This is a genomic window from Streptomyces sp. NPDC048461 (genome assembly GCF_055587105.1).
Genome location: NZ_JBVJGW010000023.1, coordinates 55,851 through 80,241 on the forward strand (window position 1 = coordinate 55,851; position 24,391 = coordinate 80,241).

The 24,391-nt window shown below is 73.5% G+C and carries 27 protein-coding genes; 13 read left to right on the forward strand and 14 right to left on the reverse strand.

What is annotated here, in order from left to right:
* Nucleotides 1–57 precede the first annotated feature (57 nt).
* Nucleotides 58–567: a hypothetical protein gene (locus tag ACZ6S8_RS30610; RefSeq protein WP_469460666.1), complete on the forward strand. Its 510-nt coding sequence runs from the start codon at nt 58–60 to the stop codon at nt 565–567.
* Nucleotides 568–577: 10 nt separating this feature from the next.
* Nucleotides 578–1,081 (forward strand): hypothetical protein, encoded by a 504-nt coding sequence (locus ACZ6S8_RS30615; RefSeq protein ID WP_469460667.1) that lies wholly within the window; start codon nt 578–580, stop codon nt 1,079–1,081.
* 93 nt (nt 1,082–1,174) lie between these two features.
* Here ACZ6S8_RS30615 and ACZ6S8_RS30620 read toward each other — a convergent pair whose 3' ends face one another.
* The 4 genes from ACZ6S8_RS30620 to ACZ6S8_RS30635 all read right to left on the reverse strand — a co-directional run bounded on the left by ACZ6S8_RS30620 (nt 1,175) and on the right by ACZ6S8_RS30635 (nt 4,375).
* Nucleotides 1,175–1,567: an SCO4983 family protein gene (locus ACZ6S8_RS30620; RefSeq protein WP_469460668.1), complete on the reverse strand. Its 393-nt coding sequence runs from the start codon at nt 1,565–1,567 to the stop codon at nt 1,175–1,177.
* Nucleotides 1,568–1,718: 151 nt separating this feature from the next.
* Nucleotides 1,719–2,930: a pyridoxal phosphate-dependent aminotransferase gene (locus ACZ6S8_RS30625; RefSeq protein WP_469460669.1), complete on the reverse strand. Its 1,212-nt coding sequence runs from the start codon at nt 2,928–2,930 to the stop codon at nt 1,719–1,721.
* Between the two features lie 252 nt (nt 2,931–3,182).
* Entirely contained in the window at nt 3,183–3,779 is a 597-nt protein-coding gene (locus tag ACZ6S8_RS30630) for a dihydrofolate reductase family protein (protein WP_469460670.1), read from the reverse strand.
* Nucleotides 3,776–4,375, reverse strand: coding sequence for a TetR family transcriptional regulator (locus ACZ6S8_RS30635; RefSeq protein WP_469460671.1), 600 nt, complete (start codon nt 4,373–4,375; stop codon nt 3,776–3,778). Before ACZ6S8_RS30635 ends, ACZ6S8_RS30630 begins: the two co-directional genes overlap by 4 nt.
* Nucleotides 4,376–4,507: 132 nt before the next feature.
* Between ACZ6S8_RS30635 and ACZ6S8_RS30640 the strand changes: the two genes are divergently transcribed.
* The gene (locus ACZ6S8_RS30640) at nt 4,508–4,984 is read left to right on the forward strand and encodes a macro domain-containing protein (RefSeq protein ID WP_469460672.1); all 477 of its coding nucleotides are present in this window, start codon (nt 4,508–4,510) and stop codon (nt 4,982–4,984) included.
* A gap of 88 nt (nt 4,985–5,072) precedes the next feature.
* Nucleotides 5,073–5,639 carry a GNAT family N-acetyltransferase gene (locus ACZ6S8_RS30645; RefSeq protein WP_469460673.1) on the forward strand — a complete coding sequence of 189 codons (567 nt, stop codon included), beginning with the start codon at nt 5,073–5,075 and terminating at the stop codon, nt 5,637–5,639.
* Here ACZ6S8_RS30645 and ACZ6S8_RS30650 read toward each other — a convergent pair.
* A complete protein-coding gene (locus ACZ6S8_RS30650) occupies nt 5,597–5,977 on the reverse strand; it encodes a DUF6083 domain-containing protein (RefSeq protein ID WP_469460674.1) in 381 nt (126 codons plus the stop codon). The genes ACZ6S8_RS30645 and ACZ6S8_RS30650 overlap by 43 nt on opposite strands.
* Before the next feature lie 236 nt (nt 5,978–6,213).
* Between ACZ6S8_RS30650 and ACZ6S8_RS30655 the strand changes: the two genes are divergently transcribed.
* Nucleotides 6,214–6,570: a hypothetical protein gene (locus tag ACZ6S8_RS30655; RefSeq protein ID WP_469460675.1), complete on the forward strand. Its 357-nt coding sequence runs from the start codon at nt 6,214–6,216 to the stop codon at nt 6,568–6,570.
* Here ACZ6S8_RS30655 and ACZ6S8_RS30660 read toward each other — a convergent pair.
* Both ACZ6S8_RS30660 and ACZ6S8_RS30665 read right to left on the reverse strand, forming a co-directional pair.
* Nucleotides 6,557–7,189 (reverse strand): hypothetical protein, encoded by a 633-nt coding sequence (locus tag ACZ6S8_RS30660; protein WP_469460676.1) that lies wholly within the window; start codon nt 7,187–7,189, stop codon nt 6,557–6,559. The two genes, ACZ6S8_RS30655 and ACZ6S8_RS30660, sit on opposite strands and share 14 nt — an antisense overlap.
* Nucleotides 7,190–7,222: 33 nt before the next feature.
* Nucleotides 7,223–7,669, reverse strand: coding sequence for a nitroreductase family deazaflavin-dependent oxidoreductase (locus tag ACZ6S8_RS30665; RefSeq protein ID WP_469460677.1), 447 nt, complete (start codon nt 7,667–7,669; stop codon nt 7,223–7,225).
* 107 nt (nt 7,670–7,776) lie between these two features.
* Here ACZ6S8_RS30665 and ACZ6S8_RS30670 point away from each other — a divergent pair, with 107 nt between their 5' ends.
* Together ACZ6S8_RS30670 and ACZ6S8_RS30675 are read left to right on the forward strand one after the other, a co-directional pair.
* Nucleotides 7,777–8,730 (forward strand): LysR family transcriptional regulator, encoded by a 954-nt coding sequence (locus ACZ6S8_RS30670; RefSeq protein ID WP_469460678.1) that lies wholly within the window; start codon nt 7,777–7,779, stop codon nt 8,728–8,730.
* A gap of 17 nt (nt 8,731–8,747) precedes the next feature.
* Nucleotides 8,748–9,410 (forward strand): TOPRIM nucleotidyl transferase/hydrolase domain-containing protein, encoded by a 663-nt coding sequence (locus tag ACZ6S8_RS30675; RefSeq protein WP_469460679.1) that lies wholly within the window; start codon nt 8,748–8,750, stop codon nt 9,408–9,410.
* Nucleotides 9,411–9,482: 72 nt separating this feature from the next.
* On the opposite strand, the gene ACZ6S8_RS30680 is transcribed toward ACZ6S8_RS30675, so the two are convergent.
* Both ACZ6S8_RS30680 and ACZ6S8_RS30685 read right to left on the reverse strand, forming a co-directional pair.
* Nucleotides 9,483–10,349, reverse strand: coding sequence for an AraC family transcriptional regulator (locus ACZ6S8_RS30680; protein WP_469460680.1), 867 nt, complete (start codon nt 10,347–10,349; stop codon nt 9,483–9,485).
* Nucleotides 10,350–10,548: 199 nt separating this feature from the next.
* Nucleotides 10,549–10,734 carry a hypothetical protein gene (locus tag ACZ6S8_RS30685; protein ID WP_383920129.1) on the reverse strand — a complete coding sequence of 62 codons (186 nt, stop codon included), beginning with the start codon at nt 10,732–10,734 and terminating at the stop codon, nt 10,549–10,551.
* Between the two features lie 187 nt (nt 10,735–10,921).
* Between ACZ6S8_RS30685 and ACZ6S8_RS30690 the strand changes: the two genes are divergently transcribed.
* Nucleotides 10,922–12,289, forward strand: a complete 1,368-nt coding sequence (locus ACZ6S8_RS30690; RefSeq protein ID WP_469460681.1) for a carbohydrate-binding protein — start codon at nt 10,922–10,924, stop codon at nt 12,287–12,289.
* A 111-nt stretch (nt 12,290–12,400) separates the two neighbouring features.
* On the opposite strand, the gene ACZ6S8_RS30695 is transcribed toward ACZ6S8_RS30690, so the two are convergent.
* The 3 genes from ACZ6S8_RS30695 to ACZ6S8_RS30705 are packed head-to-tail and all read right to left on the reverse strand — an operon-like array spanning nt 12,401 to nt 16,325.
* Nucleotides 12,401–13,408 carry a YdcF family protein gene (locus ACZ6S8_RS30695; protein ID WP_469460682.1) on the reverse strand — a complete coding sequence of 336 codons (1,008 nt, stop codon included), beginning with the start codon at nt 13,406–13,408 and terminating at the stop codon, nt 12,401–12,403.
* A 5-nt stretch (nt 13,409–13,413) separates the two neighbouring features.
* Nucleotides 13,414–15,015, reverse strand: coding sequence for an N-acyl-D-amino-acid deacylase family protein (locus ACZ6S8_RS30700; protein WP_469460683.1), 1,602 nt, complete (start codon nt 15,013–15,015; stop codon nt 13,414–13,416).
* Nucleotides 15,016–15,026: 11 nt separating this feature from the next.
* The gene (locus tag ACZ6S8_RS30705) at nt 15,027–16,325 is read right to left on the reverse strand and encodes an amino acid deaminase (RefSeq protein WP_469460684.1); all 1,299 of its coding nucleotides are present in this window, start codon (nt 16,323–16,325) and stop codon (nt 15,027–15,029) included.
* A 184-nt stretch (nt 16,326–16,509) separates the two neighbouring features.
* On the opposite strand from ACZ6S8_RS30705, the gene ACZ6S8_RS30710 reads away from it, so the two are divergent.
* Nucleotides 16,510–17,277 carry an IclR family transcriptional regulator gene (locus ACZ6S8_RS30710; protein ID WP_469460685.1) on the forward strand — a complete coding sequence of 256 codons (768 nt, stop codon included), beginning with the start codon at nt 16,510–16,512 and terminating at the stop codon, nt 17,275–17,277.
* The gene (locus ACZ6S8_RS30715; protein WP_469460686.1) at nt 17,274–17,693 is read left to right on the forward strand and encodes a RidA family protein; all 420 of its coding nucleotides are present in this window, start codon (nt 17,274–17,276) and stop codon (nt 17,691–17,693) included. The genes ACZ6S8_RS30710 and ACZ6S8_RS30715 overlap by 4 nt, the downstream gene beginning before the upstream one ends.
* A gap of 136 nt (nt 17,694–17,829) precedes the next feature.
* On the opposite strand, the gene ACZ6S8_RS30720 is transcribed toward ACZ6S8_RS30715, so the two are convergent.
* Nucleotides 17,830–19,164, reverse strand: a complete 1,335-nt coding sequence (locus ACZ6S8_RS30720) for a M14 family metallopeptidase (RefSeq protein ID WP_469460687.1) — start codon at nt 19,162–19,164, stop codon at nt 17,830–17,832.
* 125 nt (nt 19,165–19,289) lie between these two features.
* On the reverse strand, nt 19,290–20,987 hold the full coding sequence (locus ACZ6S8_RS30725; RefSeq protein WP_469460688.1) for a chitinase: 1,698 nt from the start codon (nt 20,985–20,987) through the stop codon (nt 19,290–19,292).
* Between the two features lie 399 nt (nt 20,988–21,386).
* On the opposite strand from ACZ6S8_RS30725, the gene ACZ6S8_RS30730 reads away from it, so the two are divergent.
* The 3 genes from ACZ6S8_RS30730 to ACZ6S8_RS30740 are packed head-to-tail and all read left to right on the forward strand — an operon-like array spanning nt 21,387 to nt 24,390.
* Nucleotides 21,387–22,352 (forward strand): hypothetical protein, encoded by a 966-nt coding sequence (locus ACZ6S8_RS30730; RefSeq protein ID WP_469460689.1) that lies wholly within the window; start codon nt 21,387–21,389, stop codon nt 22,350–22,352.
* Between the two features lie 48 nt (nt 22,353–22,400).
* Nucleotides 22,401–23,102, forward strand: a complete 702-nt coding sequence (gene cpaB / locus ACZ6S8_RS30735; RefSeq protein WP_469460690.1) for a Flp pilus assembly protein CpaB — start codon at nt 22,401–22,403, stop codon at nt 23,100–23,102.
* A 28-nt stretch (nt 23,103–23,130) separates the two neighbouring features.
* On the forward strand, nt 23,131–24,390 hold the full coding sequence (locus tag ACZ6S8_RS30740; protein WP_469460691.1) for an AAA family ATPase: 1,260 nt from the start codon (nt 23,131–23,133) through the stop codon (nt 24,388–24,390).
* Nucleotide 24,391 lies beyond the last annotated feature (1 nt).

Consider the following 24,391-nt stretch of genomic DNA (forward strand, 5'->3'; position numbering starts at 1 on the left):
CTCGGGCGAGTCGACCCATGGCGTCCGTCCGAGATGCAAGTTCCGGTGGGAGCGAATATGGCTTCGGTGAACGTCTGGCGCGCGGCGGCAGCAGTTGCTCTGGTGGCACTAGCCTCGGCTGTGGGATGCACTCCTGTTCCCAGACATTTGCTTGCCGTCGAGCGCACGGATGCGGGGCAATCCCGCGTGTTGATCGCGCCGTGCCCGGAATATGCTGCCCGGCAGTTCATTGTTTCCGCGTCGGGGGGTAATGCGGGTACTCAGAAGTGGATGATCAGTAACTACGCCACGAGTGGGACGCTGGATGCCGTGGATCTTTTTATGGTTCCTTCGGGGTGGAACATCGATATGTCAACCCTGACTGACCTCCGGGGTGGCTACCACTACGACGTGTTCCTGTCTGGAGCGGTGCGAGGTCGCGGGTTGGATGGGGGACTCTCCTTCAGCCGTTCGGAGTTCGAGGCGCTGAAGTCGGGAGAAGTGCTCACTATGGGCGATGGGGACACTGAAGTGGTCAGCAGATCCGCGTTCCTGAAAAAGGACGACCGCCGCTGTGCGCCGGGGTGAGGGGTATTCGGTGAACGTATGGCGCGCGGCGGGGGTGGTTGCCTTCGCGGCGCTGGCCGCGGTGGGGTGTACGCCTGTTCCCGGGGAGGTGCGGCTTGCCGTCGAGCGCACAGATGCGGGGCAAGCCCGCGTGCTGATCGCGCGATGCCCGGAGCATGGCGCCCTGCAGTTCGGTTTTTCCGCCTCGGGAGGCAATGCGGGTCGTCTGGAATGGGCGGTCAGCAACCGTGAGGGGAGAGGGTCGCCGGACGCCGTGGATGTCTTCTCGGTTCCTTCGGGGTGGAAGGTCGACAGTTCCACCCTGACTGATCTCAAGGGCGGCTACCACTATGAGGCACACCTGTCCGGGGAGGCGCGCGGACGCGGACGCTGGTGGTTTGGGACAGTCCTGTTCAGCCGGTCCGAGTTCGAGGCGCTGAAGGCCGGAGAGGTGCTCGTCACGGACGACGGGGACACGGAAGTCGTCAGAAGGTCCGCATTTCTGAAGAAGGACCGCCGCTGCGCCCAGGGGTGAGGGGCGCCGGGGTTCCCCGCACGGGATGCCCTGAAGCCGCCCGTAGGGGTATGGCGCCCGGTCCGGAGCCTCCGCGGCCCCGGACCGGGGCCGTCAGTGGGCGCCGGCCAGGTCCATGGAGTCCAGGGCGGCGGCGTGGGCGTCCATGCGCTCGGCGGCGAGGATCGCGGCCGTGGTGTCGGCGCGGGACGCGGCGACGAGCAGGGCGCGGGCGGCGAGGTCGTGGGCGCGCTGGTGCAGGGCGGCGGCGGTGTCCGGGGCCCCGTGCAGGACGGCGCGGGCCGGCTGGGCTCCGCGCAGTCGCTCCACCTGGCCGGCGATGCGGGCGGAGGCCTCGTCGAGGCCGAGCTCGTCCGTCACGGCGAGGAGCGCGGAGAGGTGGCCGGCGAGCTGGATGTCCAGCGCCTCGTTGCGGCTGCTCCGCGGGTATCCGGCGCGGTTGCCGCCCATGCGGACGACCGACTTGGCGCGGCTCGGTTCGTACATGAGAGGCCTCCTGCGTGAGTCAGGAGACCATCCTACATTGGAACGCGTCTAAAGTTGAGTTCGATCCTGATGTTCTGGGATGGGGGCCGCCCCGGTGCGGGGACCGGCCGGACCGGGCTCCCGCCCGGCCCCGCCGACCGCCGGGGTTGTCCTAGTGCTGGCTGTAGCCGTCCAGGAAGTTGCCGATGCGCGTCACCGCGTCCGCCAGGTCCTTCGCGTTCGGCAGCGTCACGATCCGGAAGTGGTCCGGGTCGGGCCAGTTGAAGCCCGTGCCGTGCACGACCATGATCTTCTCGGCCCGCAGCAGGTCCAGGACCATCTGCCGGTCGTCCTTGATCTTGTAGACGGACGGGTCCAGGCGCGGGAAGGCGTACAGCGCGCCCTTCGGCTTCACGCAGGTCACGCCCGGGATCTGCGTCAGCAGGTCGTAGGCGACGTTGCGCTGCTCCAGGATCCGGCCGCCCGGCAGGACCAGGTCCTCGATCGACTGCCGGCCGCCCAGCGCGGTGGCCACGGCGTGCTGCGAGGGCATGTTGGCGCACAGCCGCATGTTCGCCAGGATCGTGAGGCCCTCGATGTAGGAGGCCGCGTGCTTCTTCGGGCCGCAGACCGCCATCCAGCCGGACCGGAACCCGGCGACGCGGTAGTTCTTCGAGAGCCCGTTGAAGGTGAGCGTCAGCAGGTCGGGCGCGATCGCGGCCGTGTTCGTGTGCGTGGTGCCGTCGTAGAGGATCCGGTCGTAGATCTCGTCCGAGCAGACGATCAGGTTGTGGCGGCGCGCGATGTCCGTGAGCCCGCGCAGCATCTCGTCGTCGTAGACGGCGCCGGTCGGGTTGTTCGGGTTGATGATCACGATGGCGCGCGTGCGGTCGGTGATCTTGCGCTCGATGTCGGCGAGGTCCGGCATCCAGTCGGACTGCTCGTCGCAGCGGTAGTGCACGGCCGTGCCGCCCGCGAGGGAGACCGAGGCCGTCCACAGCGGGTAGTCCGGCGCCGGGACCAGCACCTCGTCGCCGTCGTCGAGCAGCGCCTGCATCGACATCTGGATCAGCTCGGAGACGCCGTTGCCGAGGTAGACGTCCTCGACGTCCAGTGCGATGCCCTTGGTCTGGTAGTGCTGCATGACCGCGCGGCGCGCGGAGAGCAGCCCCTTCGCGTCCCCGTACCCGTGGGCCGTGCCCAGGTTGCGGAGCATGTCCTCAAGGATCTCCGGCGGGCACTCGAAGCCGAAGGCCGCGGGGTTGCCGGTGTTGAGCTTGAGGATGCGATGACCTGCCGCTTCGAGCCGCATCGCCTCTTCGAGGACGGGTCCGCGGATCTCGTAGCAGACATTGGCGAGTTTCGTTGACTGGATCACCTGCATGACGGGAGCTTACGGGCCCCCGGTGCGGCCTGTCCCCGGCATTCCGGGGGAAGGGCGGAGGGTGAAATGTACCGTTTCGGGCAATGTGTGGGTCGGGGTGAGGTCCACCCTTGGAATCCGGGGCCGGGCCTGCGTTCCGGCCTGCGGAATGGGTGGGCCGGGCGGTGCCCCGCGGAACGTGTTGCGCTCGTCACCTCCGCCGCCCGGCACCCCCCTTCGGGTCCGCCCCGCGCTCCCGGAGGTCCGACCGGCTCAGAGCGCATACGTGGCCTGCGTGAAGCCCGCACCCAGGGTCCGCGCGGAGCGCAGCGTGAGCGCGATGTCCCGGCCGCCGGGTTCGCCGGGTTCGCCGAAGAGCGGGATGCCGGAGCCGATCAGGACGGGCGCGGTGGTGATCGTCAGCTCGTCCAGCAGGCCCTCCCGCAGGAAGGTCCGCACGAGCCGGCCGCCGTCCACGTACACGCTGCGGGCGCCCGCGGCGGTCAGTGCGTCCAGCAGCGCGTCCAGGGAGCGGTGGACGGTGACCCGCGGGTCGGCGTCGTCCAGCGTCGCGCTCAGGACCATCACCCGCTTGCCCTCGAACGGCCAGAAGCCGAAGGTCAGCACCTTCTCGTAGGTCTTGCGGCCCATGGCGAGGGTGTCGATCCCGGCCATGAACGCCTCGTAGCCGGTGTCCCCGGCCGCCTCGCCGCGCGTGGTGAGCCAGTCGATGTCGCCGTCCTCGCGGGCGATGAAGCCGTCGAGGCTGACGCCGATGGTGACGGCCGTACGGAAGTCGCGGCGCCGGGCGTCCGGCGGGCGCGCGGTGCTTGCGATGCTCGGGGTGCTCGGGGTGCTCGCGACGCTCACGGTGCTTCCTCTCGTCGGTACGGGGCGAGGGCCGCGTCGAGCGCGGCGCCCCGGCGCCCCGCGAAGGTGCCCTCGCGGTCCACGGCCCACAGCAGGCCGGCCCCGGTGACGGCCGCCTGGACCGCGGGGGCCAGCCGGGCCGGGTCGGTGCCCGGGCGCAGCTCGCCGGCGGCCGCGGCCTCGTCCAGCAGGGTGCGTACGGCGGCCGCCTCGGCCTGCTGGGAGGCGAGGGCGAGGCGCCGGAACTCCGGGTCGGCGAGGTCGGCGCACAGGAACGCCAGGTGGTGCGCGTACTCCTCCGCGGTCGTCACGCCGTCCCAGGCCCCGGCGGTCAGGGCCGCCAGCGCGGCCAGCGGCGAGGGGTGCTCGGCCCGGACCCGCGCGGGCAGCTCCGCGAGCTCCCGTACGCCGTGCTCGGCGACGGCCAGCAGCAGGCCGCGCTTGGACCCGAACCGCTGCGACAGCGTCCCGGCCACCAGCCCGACCTCGTCCGCGACCGCGCCGAGCGTCAGCCGCGCGGGCCCGGTCCGGCCCATGACGCGCACGGCGGCGCGCAGGATCGCCGCGTCGTCGATGCCGCGGGGACGTCCGGCCAAGGTCCTCACCTCGCTCCCGGGGGGGCTGATTAATAAATGACTGCTCATTCATTAAAGCCGCCCGCCGCCTCCCCGGCAACAGGCCCGGCGCGCACGGCGCGCTGTCAGCCCTCCCGCCTACGGTGGTGCCCCATGACGCCGCTCAAGATCATCGCCGGGGACGCGACGAGCCCCCACGCCAAGGGCCCCAAGGTCATCGCCCACGTCTGCAACGACCTCGGCGGCTGGGGCAAGGGCTTCGTGCTCGCCGTCTCGCGGCGCTGGCCCGAGCCGGAGGCCGCGTACCGGGCCTGGCACCGGGCCCGCAGCGGCAATGACTTCGGGCTGGGAGCCGTGCAGCTGGTGCGGGTCGGGCCCGACGTGTGGGTGGCCAACATGGTCGGCCAGCGCGGCATGCGCACCGGCAGCGGCGGTCCCCCGATCCGCTACGACGCGCTGGAGCGCTGCCTCACCGCGCTGGCCGGCCACGCGGAGGAGCTCGGCGCGAGCGTCCACATGCCGCGCATCGGCACCGGCCTGGCCGGCGGCACCTGGGCGCGCGTCGAGCCCCTCGTCACCGGCGCGCTGTGCGCGCGCGACGTGGACGTCACCGTCTACGACCACCGGTGAGCCCGCCCCGCCCGTCCCGTTGAGCCATTGGCCGGAGCGTGCGGTGAGGTGTCCCGGCAAGCACCCGGTGCGGGGCAGTATCGGCCGCATGCGCTACCGACACGCCACCGAAGCCGACGCGCCGGCCATGGCCGCGCTCTTCGCCGCCAACCACCACGACGCCCTGACGGAGGAGCAGCGCCGTGCCCGGGGCTTCGTCCAGGGCGCGTTCGACGAGCAGGCGCTGCGCGCCATGGCCCGGGCCGGGGAACTGCTGGTCGCGGACGACGCCGGCCGGGTGGCCGGGCTCCTCGCCCTCTCGGCGGCGGCGGACCTCCCGGACCCGCCCCCGCCGGTGCGCGCCCTCCTCGACGCCCAGGACGTCCTGCGCTGGCAGGACCGCCCCCTGCGCCGGGTGCGCTGGCTGCTGTACGGCCCCGTGGTGGTCGACGCCGGGTTCCGGGGCCGGGGCGTCGCCCGTGGCCTGTTCACCATGGCCGTCGCGGTGGCGGCGCAGGCGCGCGCCGAGGCCGTCGTCGCCTTCATCGAGGCGGGCAACGCTCTGTCTTGGCGGGTCCACGTCGACGGCTTCGGCATGACCCCGCTCGGCGACTACGAGGCCGGCGGCCGCACCTACAGCGCCGTCGCGGCCGCCGCCGGGGAGCCGGCGGCCTGAGCGCACACGTCGAAGTGGCTGACCCGGCAGGTGTCCGAGGGGATCGCCCGGCCCAGGTTGAGGGCGGTGCCGTCGCCCGCGATGCGCCACCGCTTGCCCTCCGGCACGAGGTGGCAGGGCGCCGCGCCGGGCTCGATCAGGACCCACCGGCCGTGCACGGTCCGGTGCCAGTACGCGGCCTCGCCGCAGCGCCGGCACACCGCCGGGCGGCCCTCGCGCGCATCGGGCTGCCGCGGCCGGCCGATGGTCACGAGGGTGTCCGCCAGTACCTGCGCGAGCAGGAACGGCCCGTTCTCACTGCGCCGGACCCGGTCCCGCTCGTGGGTGTTCGTGTTCAACCGTCCCCCTTCCCCGCTCTGTTGGTAGCGGTTCAGGGGCCCATCAGGCCACCGTTACGGTGATCAATCGCCCGAACGGGTGGCGACCCCGCCGGGGACCGGGGGAGTGCGGGACCGGGACGGCGGTGCGGTTCGAGCTCGCCACGCCGAGTGATCGCGGAGGATCGATTCGCCCTCCGGCGCCTTCCTAGGGTCGGTCCCGCACACACCCCCCCACGGAAGGGATCCACCCGCTCATGAAGCTCCGCAACACCGCCGCCGCCGCTCTCGCGGCCTTCGCCCTCGTCCTCACCCTGCCCGGTTCGGCCCTGGCCGCCGAGGGCACCTTCTCGTACAAGTACGTCGACCACTTCGGCCAGCAGCAGCACGTCGGCCTGCACGACCCGCACAGCGGCAAGTGCATCAACCTCTACGTCGTCGGCGACGACGACGTGCCCCCCGGCTACGGCCCGCACAACGACACGGACTCCGCCGCGACCGTCTACGCGGGCCCCAACTGCCAGGGCCCCGAGTGGCGGCTGCGCGCCAAGGGCCAGCCCGCGCGGGACGCGCTGGAGGTCCGCTCGGTGAGGTTCGACGTCAACGCGGGCTAGTCGGGCGGCGCCAGGCCGTTCCCGTCGCCGAGGCCGCGAAGGCCGGCAGCAGGGCCGTGATCAGCACCGGCAGCCAGCCGGGGACCAGGTCCCGCGTACCGAGCGGGCCGGAGCAGGCCGTCTGCGGCGGGAACGCCGTCCGCGCGGCGCTCTCGGAGGGCCGGCAGGACAGGACCGGCGGGGAGGCCAGTGCGTACGCCACCACCAGCAGAGCGCCCGACACGGCGGTCAGGACGCCGAATCGGCGCCGGGACCCCGGGCGGCGCAGGTGGGCGAACTCCAGGGCGAACGCGCCGAGCAGCAGCAGGAGCAGGACGGCCTGGAAGAACCACCACACGTACGCCAGGGCGCCGATCGCCGACAGCTCCGTACCGTCCGGGTACACGCAGGTGTCGTCGTACGGGAAGACCGTGCCCTCCACCCGGAAGGTGCCGCCGGGGCCGATCATGCCGTGCGAGCAGCGCTCGACGTGCTCCGAGACCTCGGTGACCAGGACGGTCAGCAGCCACAGCGGGACCATGACCGCGAGGACCGTGGCGAAGGCGAGCCAGGCCCCGCTGGGGGACGGGAGCGCGGTCCAGGTCCGTATGCGGTCACGGGCCGTCTGTGTGGCGTACATGGCAAGAGCCTAGGGGGCTCGGGCCGTTACCGGTCAGAACGGTTCCAGGACGACCAGGGGGATCTCCCGGTCCGTGGCCGCCTGGTCCTCCTCGTACGCGGGCCACAGGCCCGTCATCAGGTACCAGTACGTCTCCCGCTCCGCCGGTCCGGCGGTGTGCGCCGCGGCCCGGCGCAGGGTCGCGCCGGCCTGGAAGCGGACCTCGGGGTGAGCGGTGAGGTTGCGGTACCAGGCGGGGTGGCGCGGTGCGCCGTAGCCCGAGGCCACCAGGATGATGCGGCCCGCGTCCTCGCCGTAGACCAGCGGGGTGCGGACGGCGCGGCCGGTGGTGCGGCCGACCGTGGTGAGGAGGAGGGTGTGGACGCCGTGCCAGAGATGGCCGTCGGCGCCGACGGAGGCGACGTACGCGCGTACGTGGTCGAGCTGCGGGCCTGGTCGCGGGTCCACGGGGTGGTCCCAGTCGATGTCGAGTGCGTGCATTCACCTGTCCTTAGGGTCGTGGCCCCCGGGCGGCTAACGAGCATGCGCCGATTCTGGATGCGGTCGACCCGTAGCGCCCGCCCACTGGTCTGAACCAAGCTCGTGGCATGGACCTGGAGCTGAGGCACCTCAAGATCGTCAGGGCGGTGGCGGACGCCGGCAGCCTGACGCGGGCCGCCACCGCGCTGGGCATCGCGCAGCCCGCGCTCAGCACGCAGCTGAAGCGAATCGAACGGGCCCTGGGAGGGCCGCTGTTCGTGCGGGGCCGGGAGGGCGTACGGGCCACGCCGCTCGGCGAGCTGGTGCTGGACCGGGCCCGCGTCGTACTGCCCGCCGTGTGCGAACTCCAGGAGGAGGCGGTGCGGTTCGCCCGGCAGGGGGCGGAGGGGTACCGGCTCGGCGGGACGCACGGGCCGCTGCTCGGCGGGCTCGTGGACCGGCTGGCCCGCGAGGAGCCGGGGGTGCCCGTGACCACGTACACCTCCTGGTCCGAGAAGGACGTCGCCGGGAGCGTCGTCGACGGGCGCCTGGACTTCGCGCTGGTCGGCGTCTGCGGGGAGAGCGCGCCGCCGGAGCCGGGGCGCCTGGCCTGGATGGAGGTGGCGCGGGACGCGGTGTACGTGATGCTCGCCGCGGACCATCCGCTGGCTGCCCGGCGGGAGATCGACCTGGCGGAACTGGCCGCAGAGGCCTGGACGGACGTGCCGGGCGACGGGTGCTTCGGGGACTGCTTCGCGGCGGCCTGCGTACGGGCCGGGTTCACGCCCGCCTGCGTCTACGAGACCGACACCGCCTCCTGCGTGCACCTCGTGCAGGTGGGGCGGGCGGTAGGGCTGTGCCGCGCCACCTTCCCGGTCACCCCGGGGGTGGTGGCCCGGCCGCTGGCCGGGACCCCGCTGGTCTGGCGGCACCTGCTGGGATGGCACCCGGCGGCGCGGGCGGCGGGCCGGGCCGCGGACGTACTGGAGCACGCGCGGGCCGCGCACGCGCAGGCCCTCGCCGCCTCGGCCGGGGCGCAGGCGGCCGGGGCGGTGGAAACCCCCGTGCCGCGGAGCCGGTGACCGGGCAGACTCGCCGCATGGCGGACACGGCGGACACGGCGGACACGGCGGACACGGCGGACACGGCGGGCACGGAGGCGTTCCGGAACGCGGTCGACGGCTGGGCGGCGGGCGGACCCGGCGGGCCCGCCGGCGACCTCGCCGCGCGGCTGGGGGTGCGGACGGCGGTCCTGCTGGAGGGGCTGAGCGACCTCGCGGCCGTCGAGGCGCTGGCCGCGGCCCGGGGCCGGGACCTCGCCGCCGAGGGGGTGTGCGTCGTGTCGATGGGCGGGGCCATGAGCGTCGCCCGCTACGCCGGCCTCCTCGGGCCGCCCGGCCTCGGCCTGCGCCTGACGGGCCTGTGCGACGCGGGCGAACAGGGCTTCTACGAACGCGGCCTGGAGCGGGCGGGGGCTCCGTACCGGGGCTTCTTCGTGTGCGCGGCCGACCTGGAGGACGAGCTGATCCGCGCGCTCGGCACGGACCGGGTCGAGGAGGTCATCGGGGCCGAGGGGGACCTCCGCGCCTGGCAGACCTTCCTGCGCCAGCCCGCCCAGCACGGCCGGCCCCGGCCGCAGCAGCTGCGGCGCTTCCTCGGCACGAAGAAGGGCCGCAAGATCCGCTACGGCCGCCTGCTGGTCGAGGCCCTCGCCCCGGACCGGGTCCCGGCCCCGCTCGACGACCTCCTGGCCGCGCTCTGACCGGACGGCGTACGGCGCTCCTCCGTCCGGCCCCGCCCTCGGGTCGGGCCCCCGTCCGCCCTCGCCGTCGCGTCAGGACCCCTCCCGCTCCACCGGGAGCCACAGTTCGGCATCCGCCCGGGCCCCGTCCGGGGACAGCCGGGTGCGCAGGATCTCCGGGCCGGGCCGGCCGCGGTAGGGGTTCGAGGGGAACCACTGCGCGTACACGTCCCGCCAGAGGTGCTGGAGGGCCTCCGGAACCGGCCCCGAGGTGGTGAACACCGCCCAGGTGCCCGCCGCGACGGGGAGGGCGGTCGTGCCCTCGGGGGCCGGGGCGGAGGTGATCACCCCGTGGTAGTAGTCGAGTTCGGTGCCCTCGGCGCGGCCGGGGTCCAGGTCGTCGCAGACCGCGACGGCGCCCTGCGGCTCCTGGTCGGAGAGCTCCTCCAGCCGCCGGCGGGCCTCCGGGTCGAGACCGCGGACGAAGTCGATGATCCCCTGGTTCGGCCCCAGGTGGACCAGGGGGACCCGGGCCTTGAAGCCGACCACGGTGAAGTCGGGCCTGTCCACGACGCGGTAGTGCATGCTGCTGTTCCCTTCGACGGTGAGACGGAAGGTCAACCGGGGCTGCGAGACGAGCGCGCAGCCGGTGCGGCGCGCCTCGCCGGGGCCGACGCCGTGCACGGCGCGGAACGCCCGCGCGAACGCCTCGCCCGAGCCGTAGCCGTAGCGCACCGCGATGTCCAGCAGCGGATCCCGCCCGGCGAGCACGTCCGCCCCCGCGACCGTGAGCCGCCGGCGCCGGACGTACTGCGACAGCGGCATGCCCGCCAGCGCCGAGAACATCCGGCGCAGGTGGTACTCCGAGGTGGTCGCGGTGCGCGCCAGGGCCGCCACGTCGACGGACCCCGCGAGGTCGCCCTCGATCTGTTCCATGGCGCGGTTCAGTCGCTCCAGCACGTCCGGTTCCCTTCGTTCCTTGTGCTCACCACGCTAGGCGGGCGGCGACCCGCCGGACCCGACATCCTGTGCCCGTTCCGGTCGGGTGCGGGCGGCGCTCCCTGTGGGTGCGCGCGGCGGGCGGCGCGGCGGGCGCACGCGAGAGCCCCGGCCCGGGGGCGACCCGGGCCGGGGCTGTCTTCAGCATCCGCGTCGAGCGCTACGGCAGGTAGCGCTCGATGACCTGCGGACCCTCCTTCTCGATCATCTGGCGCGCCTTTTCGAGCCGCTCCGGAGTCGGCTCCATCCCGCGCACCATCACGAGGTCTTCCGGGTCGTACGGCCGCTCGCCGCCCGAAAAGAGCCGGTCGGGCTGCTGGGGCTGCTGATCCGCTGCACTGTCCATCGCGTACCTCCTCCGATGCCCCCTGGGGCCATCCTGCGGCGCCCGCCCCATGAACGCACCCCGGGGCGGACCCGGCCCGGCGGCCCGCCCCGGGCATACCGCCGGGGGAGGGGCCAACCGACAGCTCCCGTACGGTGGTTCGGATTTCTACGGTGTCGGTACCCCCACCGAACCGAGGAGATCCCCCATGCTCAAGCGACACGCCCGCGCGGCGTGTACCGCCCTGGCCGCCGCCGGGCTGCTGCTGGCCGCGGCGGGCGGAGCCACCGCCGGCCCCGCCCCCGCGACCGCGGCCCCCACCGCGGGCGCCTCCGCGGCCGCCACCCTCCGCACCGCCGAAGCGCCCTCCGAGCTGCTCGCCGCCCTTCAGCGGGACCTCGGCCTGACCCCCACGCAGGCCAAGGCCCGACTCGCCCACGAGGCCGAGGCGGGAGCCACCGCCGCCCGGCTCCGGGACCGCCTCGGCGCCGCCTTCGCCGGGGCCTGGGTGGACGGCGCCGACGCCGCCACCCTCACCGTGGCCACCACCCGGGCCGCCGACGCCGCCGTGATACGGGCCGCCGGGGCCCGGGCCGCCGTCGTCACCCGGACCCTGGCCGACCTGGACGCCGCCAAGGCCGTACTGGACCGGTCCGCCGACGCCGCGACCCCGGTCCGGTACGTCGACCCGCGCACCAACCGCCTGGTCGTCGAGGAGACCCGGGCGGGCGCGGCGGCCCGGCTGCTGGCCGCCACCGGCACCGACGCGGCCCTCGTCACCGTGGTCCGCACGGCCGAGGCGCCGCGGCCGCTGTACGACCTGCGCGGCGGCGACGCCTACTACATGAACGGCAGCGGGCGCTGCTCCGTCGGCTTCCCCGTCACCAAGGGCACGGTGAACGGCTTCGCCACCGCCGGTCACTGCGGCCGCGCCGGCACCACGACCACCGGCTTCAACCAGGTCGCCCAGGGGTCCTTCCAGGCCTCCGTCTTCCCCGGCAACGACATGGCCTGGGTCGCCGCGAACGCCCAGTGGACCGCCACCCCGTACGTCAAGGGCAGCGGCGGCGCGAACGTGCAGGTCACCGGCTCGGTGCTGCAGCCCGTCGGGGCCTCGGTGTGCCGCTCCGGCTCGACCACCGGCTGGCACTGCGGGACCGTCCAGCAGCACAACACCAGCGTCACCTACCCCGAGGGCACCATCTCGGGCGTGACCCGCACGACGGTCTGCGCCGAGCCCGGCGACTCCGGCGGCTCCTACATCTCCGGCAGCCAGGCCCAGGGCGTCACCTCCGGCGGCTCCGGGAACTGCTCCAGCGGCGGCACCACCTTCTTCCAGCCGCTGAACCCGATCCTGTCCGCGTACGGCCTCACCCTCAAGACCGCCGGGAGCGGCCCCGGCCCCGGCCCCGGTCCCGGCGACCCCGAGCCCGGCGGCACCTGGAAGGCGGGCACGGTCTACGCGGCCGGCGCCTCCGTCACCCACGGCGGCGCGACCTACCGCTGCCTCCAGGGGCACCAGGCCCAGACGGGCTGGGAGCCGCCGGCCGTCCCCGCGCTCTGGCAGCGCGTCTGACCGGCGCCCCTCCCCGGGACAGGGGGCGCCGTGACTGCCAAGGGGGGAGTCACGGCGCCCCCGCCCGCGCCCCGCCCGCGCGTCCGGGGGCGCTGCGCCCGGCACCGGCGGTCAGGAGGCGAACGTCGCCGCGACCCCGGCCGCGACCATCAGCCCGCAGATGCCCAGGTTCACGGTCCGGTGCTCCCAGAACACCGCGACGAACTCGCGCAGGGTGGCGCTCGGCCAGAAGTACCGGGCCGTCGGCGAGCCCACCACCTGGCCGTTGACGCCCGCCTTGCGGGCCATCATCGCGGCCCGGAAGGCGTGGAAGTTGTTGGTGACCACCACGCACCGGTAGCCGGGGTCGTCCGCGCTCATGAGCTCCCGGCTGAACTGCATGTTCTCCTCGGTCGTCGTCGACCGCTCCTCCAGCGCGACGTGCTCCTCCGGGACGCCGTCCGCGATCAGCCAGTCCGCCATCGCCCGGGCCTCGGACACCTTCTCGTCCGTCCCCTTGCCGCCGGAGACCAGCAGCACCGGGGGGCGTCCGCCGCGGGCCAGCTGGGCGGCGTAGATCTGCCGGCCCTTGCGCAGCCGCGAGGCCAGCAGCGGCGGCACCTGGTCCCCGCAGACCAGGCCCGAGCCGAGCATGACCACGTGGTCGACGTCGCCGCGGACCTTGATCCGGCCGTAGAGGTAGGCGTAGCCGAGGAAGCACATGAAGATGAAGGAGACGTACGCGGCGACCGCGCTGACGACCGCCGCGACGCCGGTCACCGCGGTCGAGTCGAAGGCCCCCGCGGCGGCCACCAGCGCGATGACCGCGAAGATCCCCAGACCCGCCAGCATCGACAGCAGGTTGGGCAGGTAGGCGCCCTCCTTGCGGACCATCGTCACGCCGTTGGCGACGAGGAAGACGCCCAGCGCCAGGATGCCGAGGGCGGGCAGGCCGAACACCACCAGCAGCACGAGCAGCGCGGCCCAGCCGGGCAGCTCGTCCAGCTGGAGGAGCAGGGCGGACGACAGGGTGATGAACGTCAGGCCGAGCAGGACGGCGTTGCGGAACCTGCGGCGGTCGTTGCGGGCGCTGACGCAGAAGGAGAGGAAGAAGAGCGCGGCGAGGGCGAAGGCGACCATGCCGTTCATCGTATGGGTCGGAAGGGGGCCGGCGCGGAGCTGCGGCGTACCGACCGACCTGCGAGGACGTCCGTGCGGCGGCCCTCGTGGATCACCGGCCGGCCGTCGATGAACACGTACGGGATCCCGGTCGGCAGGACGCGCGGACGCTCGTACGTCGACCCGGCCGCGACCGTGTCCGGATCGAAGAGGACGAGGTCGGCCCGGAAGCCCTTCCGGACCAGGCCCCGGTCGGGCAGCCGCAGCCGGGCCGCCGGGCGGCCGGCGAGGTGCGCGACGCACTCCTCCAGCGAGAGCACCCCCAGGTCGCGGACGTAGTGGCCGAGGTAGTTCGGGAAGGTGCCGTAGGCGCGCGGGTGCGGCTTCGCACCCTGGAGGATGCCGTCGGAGCCGCCCGTGTGGACCCGGTGGCGCATGATCGCCCGGACGTTCTCCTCGTGGCCGACGTGCTGGAGGATCGTCGGCGCGAGCCGGTCGTCCAGCAGCAGCCGCCGCGCCGTGTCCCAGCCGTCGACGCGCCGGCCGACGTGCGCGGCGGCGAGGGCCGGGTCGCCGACGCCCGAGATCTCGATCGTCGACCAGTCGACGGGCACCCCGTGACAGCCGTCGGCCCCCTCGACCTCCAGGGCGTGGCGGATCCGGGCGGCCACGGCGTCGTCGCGCAGCCGGGCCAGCACCGCCTCGGGGCCGCCCTCGTTCGCCCAGCTCGGCAGCAGGGCGACCAGGGTCGTGCAGCCCGGGGTGTACGGGTAACTGTCGAGGGTGATGTCGCAGCCCTCGGCCAGGGCGGCGTCGAGGAGCGCGAGGAGCTCGGGGGCCCGGCCCTCGTTCTCGCCGAAGTTCATCGTGGCGTGCGCGAGGTGCAGCGCGCAGCCGGCCTCCCGGGTCAGCTCGATCATCTCGGCGTACGCGTCGAGGGCGCGGTGGCCGTAACTGCGGTGGTGGGGGCAGTAGTAGCCGCCGTGTCGCGCCACCACCCGGCACAGCTCGGTCAGTTCGGCGCCGTCGGCGTACATCCCGGGCGTGTAGGTGAGCCCGGAGGACATGCCGACCGCGCCCTGGGCCAGGCCCTCGTCGACGAGCTCCCGCATCCGGTCCAGCTCGGCTGCGGTGGCGGGCCGGTCGTCCCAGCCGAGGGCGTACGCGCGGACCGTGCCCTGGGGGACGAGGTACGCGGCGTTGACGGCGATCCCGCGGCCCCCGTGGGCGCGGTCGAGGCGGTCCAGGTAGCCGCCGACGGTGCGCCAGTCGAAGTCGACGTCGTCCCCGGGACCGTTCCAGCCCGCGATGGCCGTCCTGACCCCGGCGAGGGTGCGGTCGTCGGCGGGCGCGTACGACAGGCCGTCCTGGCCCAGGACTTCGAGGGTGACGCCCTGGGCTGCCTTCGCGCCGTGGTCCGGGTCGCGGAGCAGGGCGAGGTCGCTGTGGGCGTGCATGTCGACGAAGCCGGGGGCGAGGGCGAGGCCGTGCGCGTCGAGCGTGCGGCGGCCGCCGCCCGGGATCCGGCCGATCGCGGCGATCCGGCCCCCGTGCACGCCGACGTCGGCCGTGTACGAGGGCCCGCCCGTGCCGTCGACGACGCGGGCCCCCCGGATGACGAGGTCCATGCGGCCGCGGCCTAGAAGAAGGTGCGGACGTAGTCGGTGACCGTGCCGTCGGCCTCCACGACCGGGATCAGCGGCCACTTCTCGAAGATCGTGCACGGGTGGGACATGCCGAGCGCCACCCAGTCGCCGACCTCCAGGTCCCCGGCGGAGTCGGTCTCCAGCCAGGTGTGCTGGTCGGACAGCTTCACCACGCGGACCCCGGTCGCGGGCCGCTCGGTCCCGTCCACCGCGTCGCGGACGAGCTCGGCCTCCGGCAGGCCCAGGTCGTAGGCGATGTCGCGCTTGCCGGCGTTGACGAACGCCTGCGTGGGGGAGGGGCGGGAGACCACCTGGGTCCACAGCCGGAACGCGGGGCGCAGCCCGCCCTCCTCCGGAATCCGGTTGAAGGGCGTCAGCCGGGTGTACCAGCCGTGGTCGTGGGAGACGTACGCGCCGGAGCGCAGCAGCTTCAAGGCCGGGCGGGAGAGCACGGGGAGCGCGGCGAAGACGTCGGCGACGGCGTCGAACCAGGCGGAGCCGCCGGCGCTGACCACGATCTCGTCCAGGTCCGCGGGGAACCGGCCGGCCCGGTCGAACTCGACGGCCAGGGAGGTCAGGCGGCGCAGGTAGGCGTGGACGCCGTCCTCGTCGGCGCCCGGGACCTCGGCCTCGTACCCGGCGACGCCGACGAGGCGCAGGGTGTCCGCTCCGGCGACGGCGTCGGCGACGGCACGGCAGTCCTCGTCCGTACGGGCGCCGGTGCGGGCGCCCTCGCCGGCGCCGAGCTCGACGACGACGTCCACGACGGCGGGCTGCCCCCGCAGGGCGCGGTCCATGAGCTGCACCCCGCGCACGGAGTCGACGTAGCAGACGAAGCGGAAGGCGGGGTCGGCGGCGAGTTCGGCGGCGACCCAGCGCAGGGCGGCGGGGTCGACGAGCTCGTTGGCGAGGAAGATCCGCCGGATGCCGAAGGCGCGGTAGACGCGGGCCTGGTGGGGGACGGCGGCGGTGATGCCCCAGGCGCCGTGGTCGAGCTGGCGGCGGAAGAGCTGGGGGGACATGCAGGTCTTGCCGTGCGGCGCGAAGGCCAGCGCGTGCCGGGCGGCGTAGGTGCCCAGCGCGGTCAGGTTGTGCTCCAGCGCGTCGGCGTCCAGGGTCAGCAAGGGGGTGGTGAACCCGCCGGTGTACAGCCCGCGGCGCTGCGCGGCGAGCCCGCCCACGGTGAGGCCGGCGGCCTGGGCGTCCGGGGGGAGGCCCTTGAACCGGTGGTCCACCGGTTCGTCGGCGAGGTCCTTGACGGGGTCGCTGGCGGGGTCGCTGGCGCTGGCCATGCGGGTGCCTCCCGGGAGGTGTGTTGCGATGTGCGCAACGGTCGTTGCGGATCGTGCTGCATGCTGTCTAACATCCCGCATGACGACGGGTCAACGTCCCGGGGCTCCGCCCCGGACCCCGCTCCCCGAGCGCCGGCGGGGCTGGGATTGCCGGGGCTCGTCGTGAACGTACGGGAGGGACCGGATGAGCCAGTCGGTGGAGAGGGCGCTCGGCATCCTGCCGCTGCTCGCGCGGGGGCCCGCCGGGCTCGGCGCGGTGGCCGACGCGCTCGGCGTGCACAAGAGCACCGCCCTGCGGCTGCTGCGGACCCTGCACGCCCACGGCCTCGCCTACCGCCAGCCCGACGGCCGCTACCGCCTCGGCGCGAGCCTGTTCGCGCTGGCCGCCGAGGCCATCGAGAACCTCGACGTCCGCGAGATCGCCCACCCCCACCTCGTGGAGCTGAACCGGACCACCGGCCACACCGTCCACCTCGCCCTGCACCAGGACGACGAGGTCGTCTACATCGACAAGGTCGACAGCCGCTACCCGGTCCGCATGTACTCCCGCATCGGCAAGCCCGTTCCCCTCACCGTCGCCGCCGTCGCCAAACTGCTGCTGGCCGACCTCCCCGAGGCCGAGCGGCGGGCGCTCGCGGCCCGGATCGAGTACCCCCGCTACACCTCCCGGTCCACCCCCGACGCACAGGCCTTCCTGCGCGAGCTGGACCTCGTACGGGAACAGGGCTGGGCCACCGACCTCGGCGGCCACGAGGAGTCCATCAACTGCCTGGGAGCGCCCGTGTACGGGCCGGACGGGCGCGTCGTCGCCGCGCTGTCGGTGTCCGCGCCCGGCGTGGTGGTCGCCGCCGAGGCGCTCCTCGAACTGCGGCCCCTGGTCCTGCGCACCGCCGACACCATCAGCCAGGAGTACTCCGGCTCCGGCTCCGATCCGAACAGGGACCCCGCATGAGCGACACGACCGCCAAGACCGCCCTCACCCCCGGCACGCACACCACGCCGCCGGCGAAGTTCTCGCACGGCGTGCGCAAGGGCAACATCCTCCAGGTCGCCGGCCAGGTCGGCTTCCTCCCGCACGTCGACGGGCAGCCGCCGACGCCCGCGGGGCCGACCCTGCGCGAGCAGACCCTCCAGACGCTGGAGAACGTCCGCTCGGTCCTGGAGGCCGGCGGCGCCGACTGGGACGACGTGATGATGATCCGCGTCTACCTCACGGACACGGACCACTTCGCCGAGATGAACGGCATCTACAACGCCTACTTCGAGGAGCAGGGCCTGAAGGAGGCCCCGGCCGCCCGCACCACGGTCTACGTGGGCCTGCCGGCCGGGCTGCTCGTCGAGATCGACGCCCTCGCCGTCCTGGGCTGAGCGGACGCGCCCGGGCGGCGGCCGCCAGGGGGGCGCCCCACCCGGCGCGCGGGAGGGGCGCCCCCCTGGCGGTGAGGCGCCCCGGTCACGTGGCGGTCGGACCGCGGTCAGACCGCGCAGGCCGCGCAGGCCGCCGTCAGGCGCAGTACTGCGCCTCCTTGCCGATCGAGCGGTACATGCAGTCCGCGTTCTCCAGGAGCTGGAGCACGGCCTCCTTGTTGCGCGCCGTCTCGCGGTCGATGACCTCGTCGGGCGGGTAGAAGCCGCCGCCGCCCGCGCTCGACGGGTACATCTCGAAGGTGTAGGCGAAGATCTTCTGGCTGCCCCACAGCCAGTCGTCGATCGTCCCGTCCGTGATGTAGAGGTCGCTCGACTGCTCCGGCGTGTAGCCGTTGCTCGCCGCCATGCCCGTACCGATCTTCTTGAAGACGGCGAGGTCGTCGGCGGTGAGGCCGGGGGCGGTGTCGTTGTACGTCCAGCCGAAGGGCCAGAGCACCAGCTGGCTGTAGGTGTGGAAGTCGATCGAGGCCTTGATCTGCTGCTTGCCGCCGATCACCCGGCTGCGGACGAAGTCGGAGACGACCTTCACCTCGGGCGCCGACTCGGCGGCCGCGCCCCGGTAGGTCTCGGAGCTCTTGCTGCTGCTGGAGCCGCCGCAGCAGCCCCACTTGTAGTTCCAGTTCCGGTTCTGGTCGGTGCCGACGTAGGAGGAGCCGGAGTTGGGCTGGCGGTTCTTGCGCCAGGAGCGGTAGGAGCCGGTGGCGATGTCGTACTCGCCGCCGTCCGGGTTGAGGTCCGGGACGATCCAGATCTCTCGGCCGTTGACCGCGTTGGTGACCCGGGACTCGCTGCCGTACTTGGAGCCCAGCTCCTTGAGCAGGTACAGGGCCATTTCCACGGTCAGGTGCTCGCGGGCGTGCTGGTGCGCGGTGAACAGGACCTCGGGCTCGGCCTCGTCGGTCCCGACGTTGTCGCTGATCTTGATGGCGACGAGGTCGCGGCCCTGGTACGACTTCCCGATGACCCGCTTGCTCATGATCGAGGGGTACTGGGCGATGCGCTGGTCGATCTCCGCGCTGGCCTCGGCGTAGTTGTGGTAGCGGGAGTCGGCCGAGGGGAAGTCCATCGTGCCGGACGCGATCCCGGGCAGCGAGCGGTCGGGCGGCCCGGGGAGGGCCGTGAGCTGGTAGCCGAGCGTGCGCAGGCTCTTGGCCTGCATCGTGTCGGCGCTGACGACGACGGTGTGGTCGTCCACCTCGTCGATCGACACCCCGGTGCGGAGCAGGGCCGTGCGGTCGGCGACCGTGGAGGGCCCGTGGATCCGGTACTGGACGATCGCCTCGTCCTGGGTGGCGGTCGACGGAGCGGCCGGTGGCGAGGCGGTGGCGCTCATTCCGTACGCGGGCGCGCCGAGCGCGAGCGCCAGCAGGGCGGCCGTGACGGCAGCCCTCCGGCGGGTGTGGAGCCGCATGCGTTCTCCTGGGTGGGGAGTGTGGGGGTAGCCGTGCGGACGCGCACAGCGTGCTCTTGTGGCATGTCCTGGTCAAGAGCCCGTCGTGTCGGCCGCACCGATCCGGCCACCCCCACACCTACCGCCTACGGGAGGGCGTGGACCTTCGGACCCACCGCGTTGGACCAGGCGCTACCCGCCTTGGCGTCCCAGTTGGTCGACCAGGTCATCGCACCGCGGAGCCCCGGGTAGGTCTTGGCGGGCTTGAACGTTCCGCAGTTCGTGCCCCGGGCCAGGCAGTCCAGGGCGTTGTTGACGATGGTCGGGGAGACGTAGCCGCTGCCCGCGCCGCTCGGCGAGGCCGGGACGCCGATCCCCACCTGGGAGGGGGCGAGGCCGCCTTCCAGCTGGATGCAGGCCAGCGCGGTGAGGAAGTCCACCGTGCCCTGGGAGTAGACCTTGCCGTCGCAGCCGTTCATCGCGCCGCTGTTGTAGTACTGCATGTTGACGACGGTGAGGATGTCCTTGATGTTCAGCGCCGTCTTGAAGTAGCCGCCGGCCGTCGACTGCATGTCGATGGTCTGCGGGGCCATGGTGATGACCAGCGAGGGACCGGCCTTCTGCGACAGCGAGCGCAGCGCCTGCGTCATGTAGGTCGGGTTGATGCCGTTCTCCAGGTCGATGTCGATCCCGGTGAAGCCGTACTCCTGCATCAGCGCCCAGGCGGAGTTCGCGAGGTTGTTCGCGGAGGCCGAGTCGTTGACCGTGATCGTGCCCTTCTCCCCGCCGACGGAGAGGATGACGGACTTGCCCGCCGTCTTCTTCGCGGCGATGTCGGCCTTGAACTGGGCGACGGTGTAGCCGTTCAGCCCGGCCGAGTCGAGGTTGAAGGTGATGCCGCCCGGCGTGGCCGTGGCGTCGGCGAAGGAGACGGCGATGATGTCGTACTGCGCCGAGACGTCGGAGATCTTCTGGACGGTGGCGCCGTTGTTGAAGTTCTGCCAGTAGCCGGTCAGCGCGTGCTTGGGCACCGACGGGTTCGGGTCGGGGTTGCCGCCGCCCCCGGTGGTGGTCCCGGTCACCGCGGCGGACCGGGGGCCCTCGCCCGCCGCGTTGTGGGCGCTCACCTGGAAGGAGTACGAGGTGGAGGCGGTGAGTCCGGTGATCTGGGCGGAGGGCGACGCGACGGACTGGACGCGGACGCCGTCCTGGTACACGTGGTAGCCGGCCGCGCCGCTCACCGCGTTCCACGAAAGGGTGAGCCCGCTCGCGCTCTGGCCGGAAACGGCGGTCCCCGACGGGGAGCCGGGAATGCCCGGGCCGGGGTCGGTCCCGCCGCCCCCGTCCGGACCGAAGACGCTGAACTCGTCGGCGAAGTAGGCGGGCTGGCCGTACCAGCCGTGCGTGAAGACGGTGACCTGGGTGGTGTTCGGGCCGGTGGAGAAGGTGGTGGAGAGCTTCTGCCAGCCGCCTCCCGAGCCGGGGGTCCAGGTGGAGACGTCCTGGGTGCCGGTCCCGGTCGCGCCGAGGTAGACGTAGCTCCCCTGGACCTGGGTGCTCAGCGTGTACGTCGAGTTCGGCTTGACCGCGACGGTCTGGCTGCAGCGGGCGTTGTCGGACCCGGCCGGGGTGGCCTTGAGGGCGCCGGCCCCGGCGTGCACCGGGGAGGAGACGACGGCGCCGCTCCCGCCGGAACAGGACCAGTTGGCGAGACCGGACTCGAAGCCGCCGTTGCGGGCGACATTGATGTCCGCGGCTTGCGCGGTACCGGTGGCGAGGGCGGTGAGACCGCCGGCGGCGAGCGTGGCGGCGCCCAGCAGGGCGAGGGAGCGTATGCGGTTCACGTGGGCTCCGGTGGGGGGAGTAAAGGGGTGGGGAGGGTGCGGGCCGCGTGGGGGAGGGCGACTGAAGGCCTGCGGTGCCAAGTTGGTCCAGACCAATCTCCGTGTCAAGGGTCTTTGCGATCTGGCTTGAAATGGCCGGAGTGGCGATCCCTGTTGTCCGGGTTTCCGGCCACCTGTGACACGTGCCCGCAGTACGGGAATCGGCAAGGCCCTGCCCTGCCAGGGGCGACGCGGATATGGTGCTGGAGCAAGGGGGAAAGGCGTCGATCGTTTGCGGTCGCGCAGGGTCCGGGCGTACGCGGCGAGCGGGATGCGCGTGCGCGGGACGGCCGTGGAAGCGCCCGGAGGGGCACCGCCCAGCGGTAGCTGGGGGCGTACGGGGTGAACAGGGGGACTCGCGTGCCGACCGCCATCGCTGTCACCAGCGCCGACCTGGTCCTGCCGGCCCCCGACCGGCACACGCCGGGCGCCGCCGTGCTGGACCCGCCCGAGCGGCTCGACCTCGACGGCGCGCTCACCGCGACCGCCGCGCTCCTGGAGCGCCACGGCCACCTGGTCGCCGTCGTGCCGTCCTGGCTGCCCCGCGCCGCCGTCCAGCGGCTGCACACCGTGCGGGCCATCCTGGAAACCGACCGGATAGCACTCCTCGACACCGATCTGCCCCCGCTGGGAACGGCCCTGCTGGTCCGTCAGCTGCGCCAGCTCAGCGTCTTCGACTTCAGCCCCGGGGTCATAGCCTCCGCGGCCCGGCTGCTGTCCCACTACATCTACGCGGGCGCCCTGCTGGGCTCCGTGGCCAAGCTCGACCGGATTCCCGTCGGCCTCAAGGCCCACGCCCGGTCCTGGTCGCCGAGCGCCCAGTTCGCCGTACTCGCCCACCCGGCCCCGCACCTGGCCCGGCTGTCCGGCTCCGGCGGCGGCCGCACCGGCGGCAGCCACGGCGCGGGCCGGGGCACGGGCCACGGTTCGGGTCACGGCGCGGGCCGGGCGAAGGGCTCCGGCGGGGTGGCGGCCGCGCTGCCGGCCGGACCCGAGTTCGCCACGCACCTCACCTTCGCCCGCGGCCAGCTCGCCTCCGACTGGGTCACGGCCGAACTGGCCCCCGCCTGGCAGGTGCAGGGCGTCATGGAGAACCCCCTCCCGGCCGACTCCGCGGGCTGGTGGGGGACGCCGAAGCTGGTCGAGTTCGCCGCCGGCATCCCGGACCCGTCCGTGCTCTACCAGCTGGTCGCCTCGGTCCGCCGGGAGGAGTGCCGCTGGTGCGGCCTCGAACTCATCGGCGACCGCTGCGGCTTCTGCGCCGCACCCCTCACGGCACCGCCCCCGCCGGCCGAACCGGCGAGCACCGCCCGCTCCAGACGCTGACCGACCCGACCGCACGAACGAACGAAGAACGGCGAGGTAGTACGGCTCATGAACTCACGCCAGCGCCGCGGCGTCATCCTGCTGCTCCTGTCGGTCCTCTGCGCACTGGGAGCCTTCGCCGGGGTCCTCGTGGTGATCGGCGACGTCAACTCCAAGGTCGGGGCCGAGGTCGTCGCCTACCGCGCCAAGGGGGACATAGCCCCGTACAGCCCGCTCACGGCGGGCCAGTTCGAGGAAGTCACCATCCCCAGGCGCTGGCTGTCGGAGACGGCCGTCACCGATCTCGGCGCGCTCGACAACAAGATCGCGCTCACCACGCTGAAGAAGGGCTCGCTGCTCCAGGGCGACATGTTCGTCGACCGGCCGCAGCTCCAGCCCGGCGAGCAGGAGATCGCCATCATGATCGACGCGGCCACGGGCGTGGCCGGAAAGATCACCTCCGGGGCCAAGGTCAACATCCTCGCCACCTTCAAGGGCGCCAAGGACACCGATCCCGCGCGTTCGGTGATCATCGTGGCCAACGCCCGCGTCCTGGGCGTCGGCAAGCTCACCGCCCTGGAGAAGAACGCCGACCGCAGCGGACCCGCCGAGGCCGTCCCGATCACCTTCGCCCTGAACACCAAGGACACCCAGCGCGTCGCGTACGCCGAGTCCTTCGCGGAGCACGTCCGCCTGGCCCTGGTCGCCCCCGGAACCGACTCGGCGCCCAGCCCGAGCGACCGCACCTACACCCTCGACGGCGACAAGTGAGGCCCGGCCCGGGCGAAAGGAGAGCGCAATGACCACCCGAATCCTCCCCGCGGTCGGCGACCCGGACGCGGCCCGCGCCATCGTCACGCTCCTCAGCCAGCTCCCCGCCGCCGAGCCCGCCGCCCCCGTGCCCGACTCCACGTCGCTGCTCGACACGCTGGCCCGGATGGCCTCCGAGTCGATCGACGAGCTCCCCGAAGTCGTCCTGGTCCACGAGCGGATCGGCCCCGCCCCGGCCCTGGAGCTCATCCGGGAAGTCGCCCTGCGCTTCCCCGCGGTGGGCGTCGTCCTGGTCTCCTCCGACGCCGGCCCCGGCCTCTTCTCCGCCGCCATGGACTCCGGCGCGCGCGGCCTGATCGGGCTGCCGCTCGCCTACGAGGAACTCGCCGCCCGCGTCCAGGCCGCCGCCCAGTGGTCCGTCGGCGTACGCCGCCACCTGGGCCGCAGCCCCGAGGCCTTCACCGGCCCGGGCGGCCGGGTGGTCACGGTCACCGGCGCCAAGGGCGGGGTCGGCGCCACCTTCACCGCCGTCCAGTTCGCCCTGGCCGCGGCCGCCTCGGGACGGCGCACCGCGCTCGTCGACCTGGACCTGCAGGCCGGGGACGTGGGCTCGTACCTCGACGTGCAGTTCCGCCGCTCCATCGCCGACCTGGCCGGCATCCAGGACATCTCCCCGCGCGTGCTCCAGGACGCGGTCTACGACGACCGCACCGGCCTGGCCCTGCTGCTGGCCCCCGCGGACGGCGAACGGGGCGAGGAGGTCGACGACCGGGCCGCCCGGCACGTCCTCGCCGCCCTGCGCGGCCGCTACGAACTCGTCGTCGTCGACTGCGGCACCCAGATGACGGGCGCGAACGCCGCCGCCGTCGAGATGGCGGACGTCGCCGTGCTGGTCACGACCCCCGACGTGGTCGCCGTACGGGCGGCCAAGCGGATGGTGCGGATGTGGGAGCGGCTCCAGGTGCGCAAGGCGGAGGATACCGCGATGGTCGTCAACCGGTGGAGCAAGCACACCGAGATCCAGCCCGCCCTGATCGAGAAGATCACCAAGACCCGCGCCACCCGGACCCCGGTCCCGGCGGCGTTCAAGGAACTCCAGGCGGTGGTCGACGCGGGCCGCGTCCAGGACCTCGACAACCGCTCCACGGTCAAGCAGGCCCTGTGGACGCTCGCCGGCGAACTGGGCCTCCTCTCCGTCCCGGACGACCCGGCGCAGCCCCCCGGCGGCGCCCTGGCGGTCCGCGCGGCGGGGCCGGTGGCGCGGCTGCGCCGCGGCCGGGAGGGCTGAC

Bases quoted from the DNA above. Each gene is read 5' to 3' on its own strand.
- ACZ6S8_RS30685 (WP_383920129.1), bottom strand. From the start codon at position 10,734: ATGGACAGTGCAGCGGATCAGCAGCCCCAGCAGCCCGACCGGCTCTTT.
- ACZ6S8_RS30655 (WP_469460675.1), top strand. From the start codon at position 6,214: ATGAAGCTCCGCAACACCGCCGCCGCCGCTCTCGCGGCCTTCGCCCTC.
- ACZ6S8_RS30710 (WP_469460685.1), top strand. From the start codon at position 16,510: ATGAGCCAGTCGGTGGAGAGGGCGCTCGGCATCCTGCCGCTGCTCGCG.
- ACZ6S8_RS30610 (WP_469460666.1), top strand. From the start codon at position 58: ATGGCTTCGGTGAACGTCTGGCGCGCGGCGGCAGCAGTTGCTCTGGTG.
- ACZ6S8_RS30675 (WP_469460679.1), top strand. From the start codon at position 8,748: ATGGCGGACACGGCGGACACGGCGGACACGGCGGACACGGCGGACACG.
- ACZ6S8_RS30690 (WP_469460681.1), top strand. From the start codon at position 10,922: ATGCTCAAGCGACACGCCCGCGCGGCGTGTACCGCCCTGGCCGCCGCC.
- cpaB (WP_469460690.1), top strand. From the start codon at position 22,401: ATGAACTCACGCCAGCGCCGCGGCGTCATCCTGCTGCTCCTGTCGGTC.
- ACZ6S8_RS30700 (WP_469460683.1), bottom strand. From the start codon at position 15,015: ATGGACCTCGTCATCCGGGGGGCCCGCGTCGTCGACGGCACGGGCGGG.
- ACZ6S8_RS30720 (WP_469460687.1), bottom strand. From the start codon at position 19,164: ATGCGGCTCCACACCCGCCGGAGGGCTGCCGTCACGGCCGCCCTGCTG.
- ACZ6S8_RS30705 (WP_469460684.1), bottom strand. From the start codon at position 16,325: ATGGCCAGCGCCAGCGACCCCGCCAGCGACCCCGTCAAGGACCTCGCC.
- ACZ6S8_RS30740 (WP_469460691.1), top strand. From the start codon at position 23,131: ATGACCACCCGAATCCTCCCCGCGGTCGGCGACCCGGACGCGGCCCGC.
- ACZ6S8_RS30695 (WP_469460682.1), bottom strand. From the start codon at position 13,408: ATGGTCGCCTTCGCCCTCGCCGCGCTCTTCTTCCTCTCCTTCTGCGTC.
- ACZ6S8_RS30645 (WP_469460673.1), top strand. From the start codon at position 5,073: ATGCGCTACCGACACGCCACCGAAGCCGACGCGCCGGCCATGGCCGCG.
- ACZ6S8_RS30670 (WP_469460678.1), top strand. From the start codon at position 7,777: ATGGACCTGGAGCTGAGGCACCTCAAGATCGTCAGGGCGGTGGCGGAC.
- ACZ6S8_RS30625 (WP_469460669.1), bottom strand. From the start codon at position 2,930: ATGCAGGTGATCCAGTCAACGAAACTCGCCAATGTCTGCTACGAGATC.
- ACZ6S8_RS30665 (WP_469460677.1), bottom strand. From the start codon at position 7,669: ATGCACGCACTCGACATCGACTGGGACCACCCCGTGGACCCGCGACCA.
- ACZ6S8_RS30715 (WP_469460686.1), top strand. From the start codon at position 17,274: ATGAGCGACACGACCGCCAAGACCGCCCTCACCCCCGGCACGCACACC.
- ACZ6S8_RS30620 (WP_469460668.1), bottom strand. From the start codon at position 1,567: ATGTACGAACCGAGCCGCGCCAAGTCGGTCGTCCGCATGGGCGGCAAC.
- ACZ6S8_RS30640 (WP_469460672.1), top strand. From the start codon at position 4,508: ATGACGCCGCTCAAGATCATCGCCGGGGACGCGACGAGCCCCCACGCC.
- ACZ6S8_RS30660 (WP_469460676.1), bottom strand. From the start codon at position 7,189: ATGTACGCCACACAGACGGCCCGTGACCGCATACGGACCTGGACCGCG.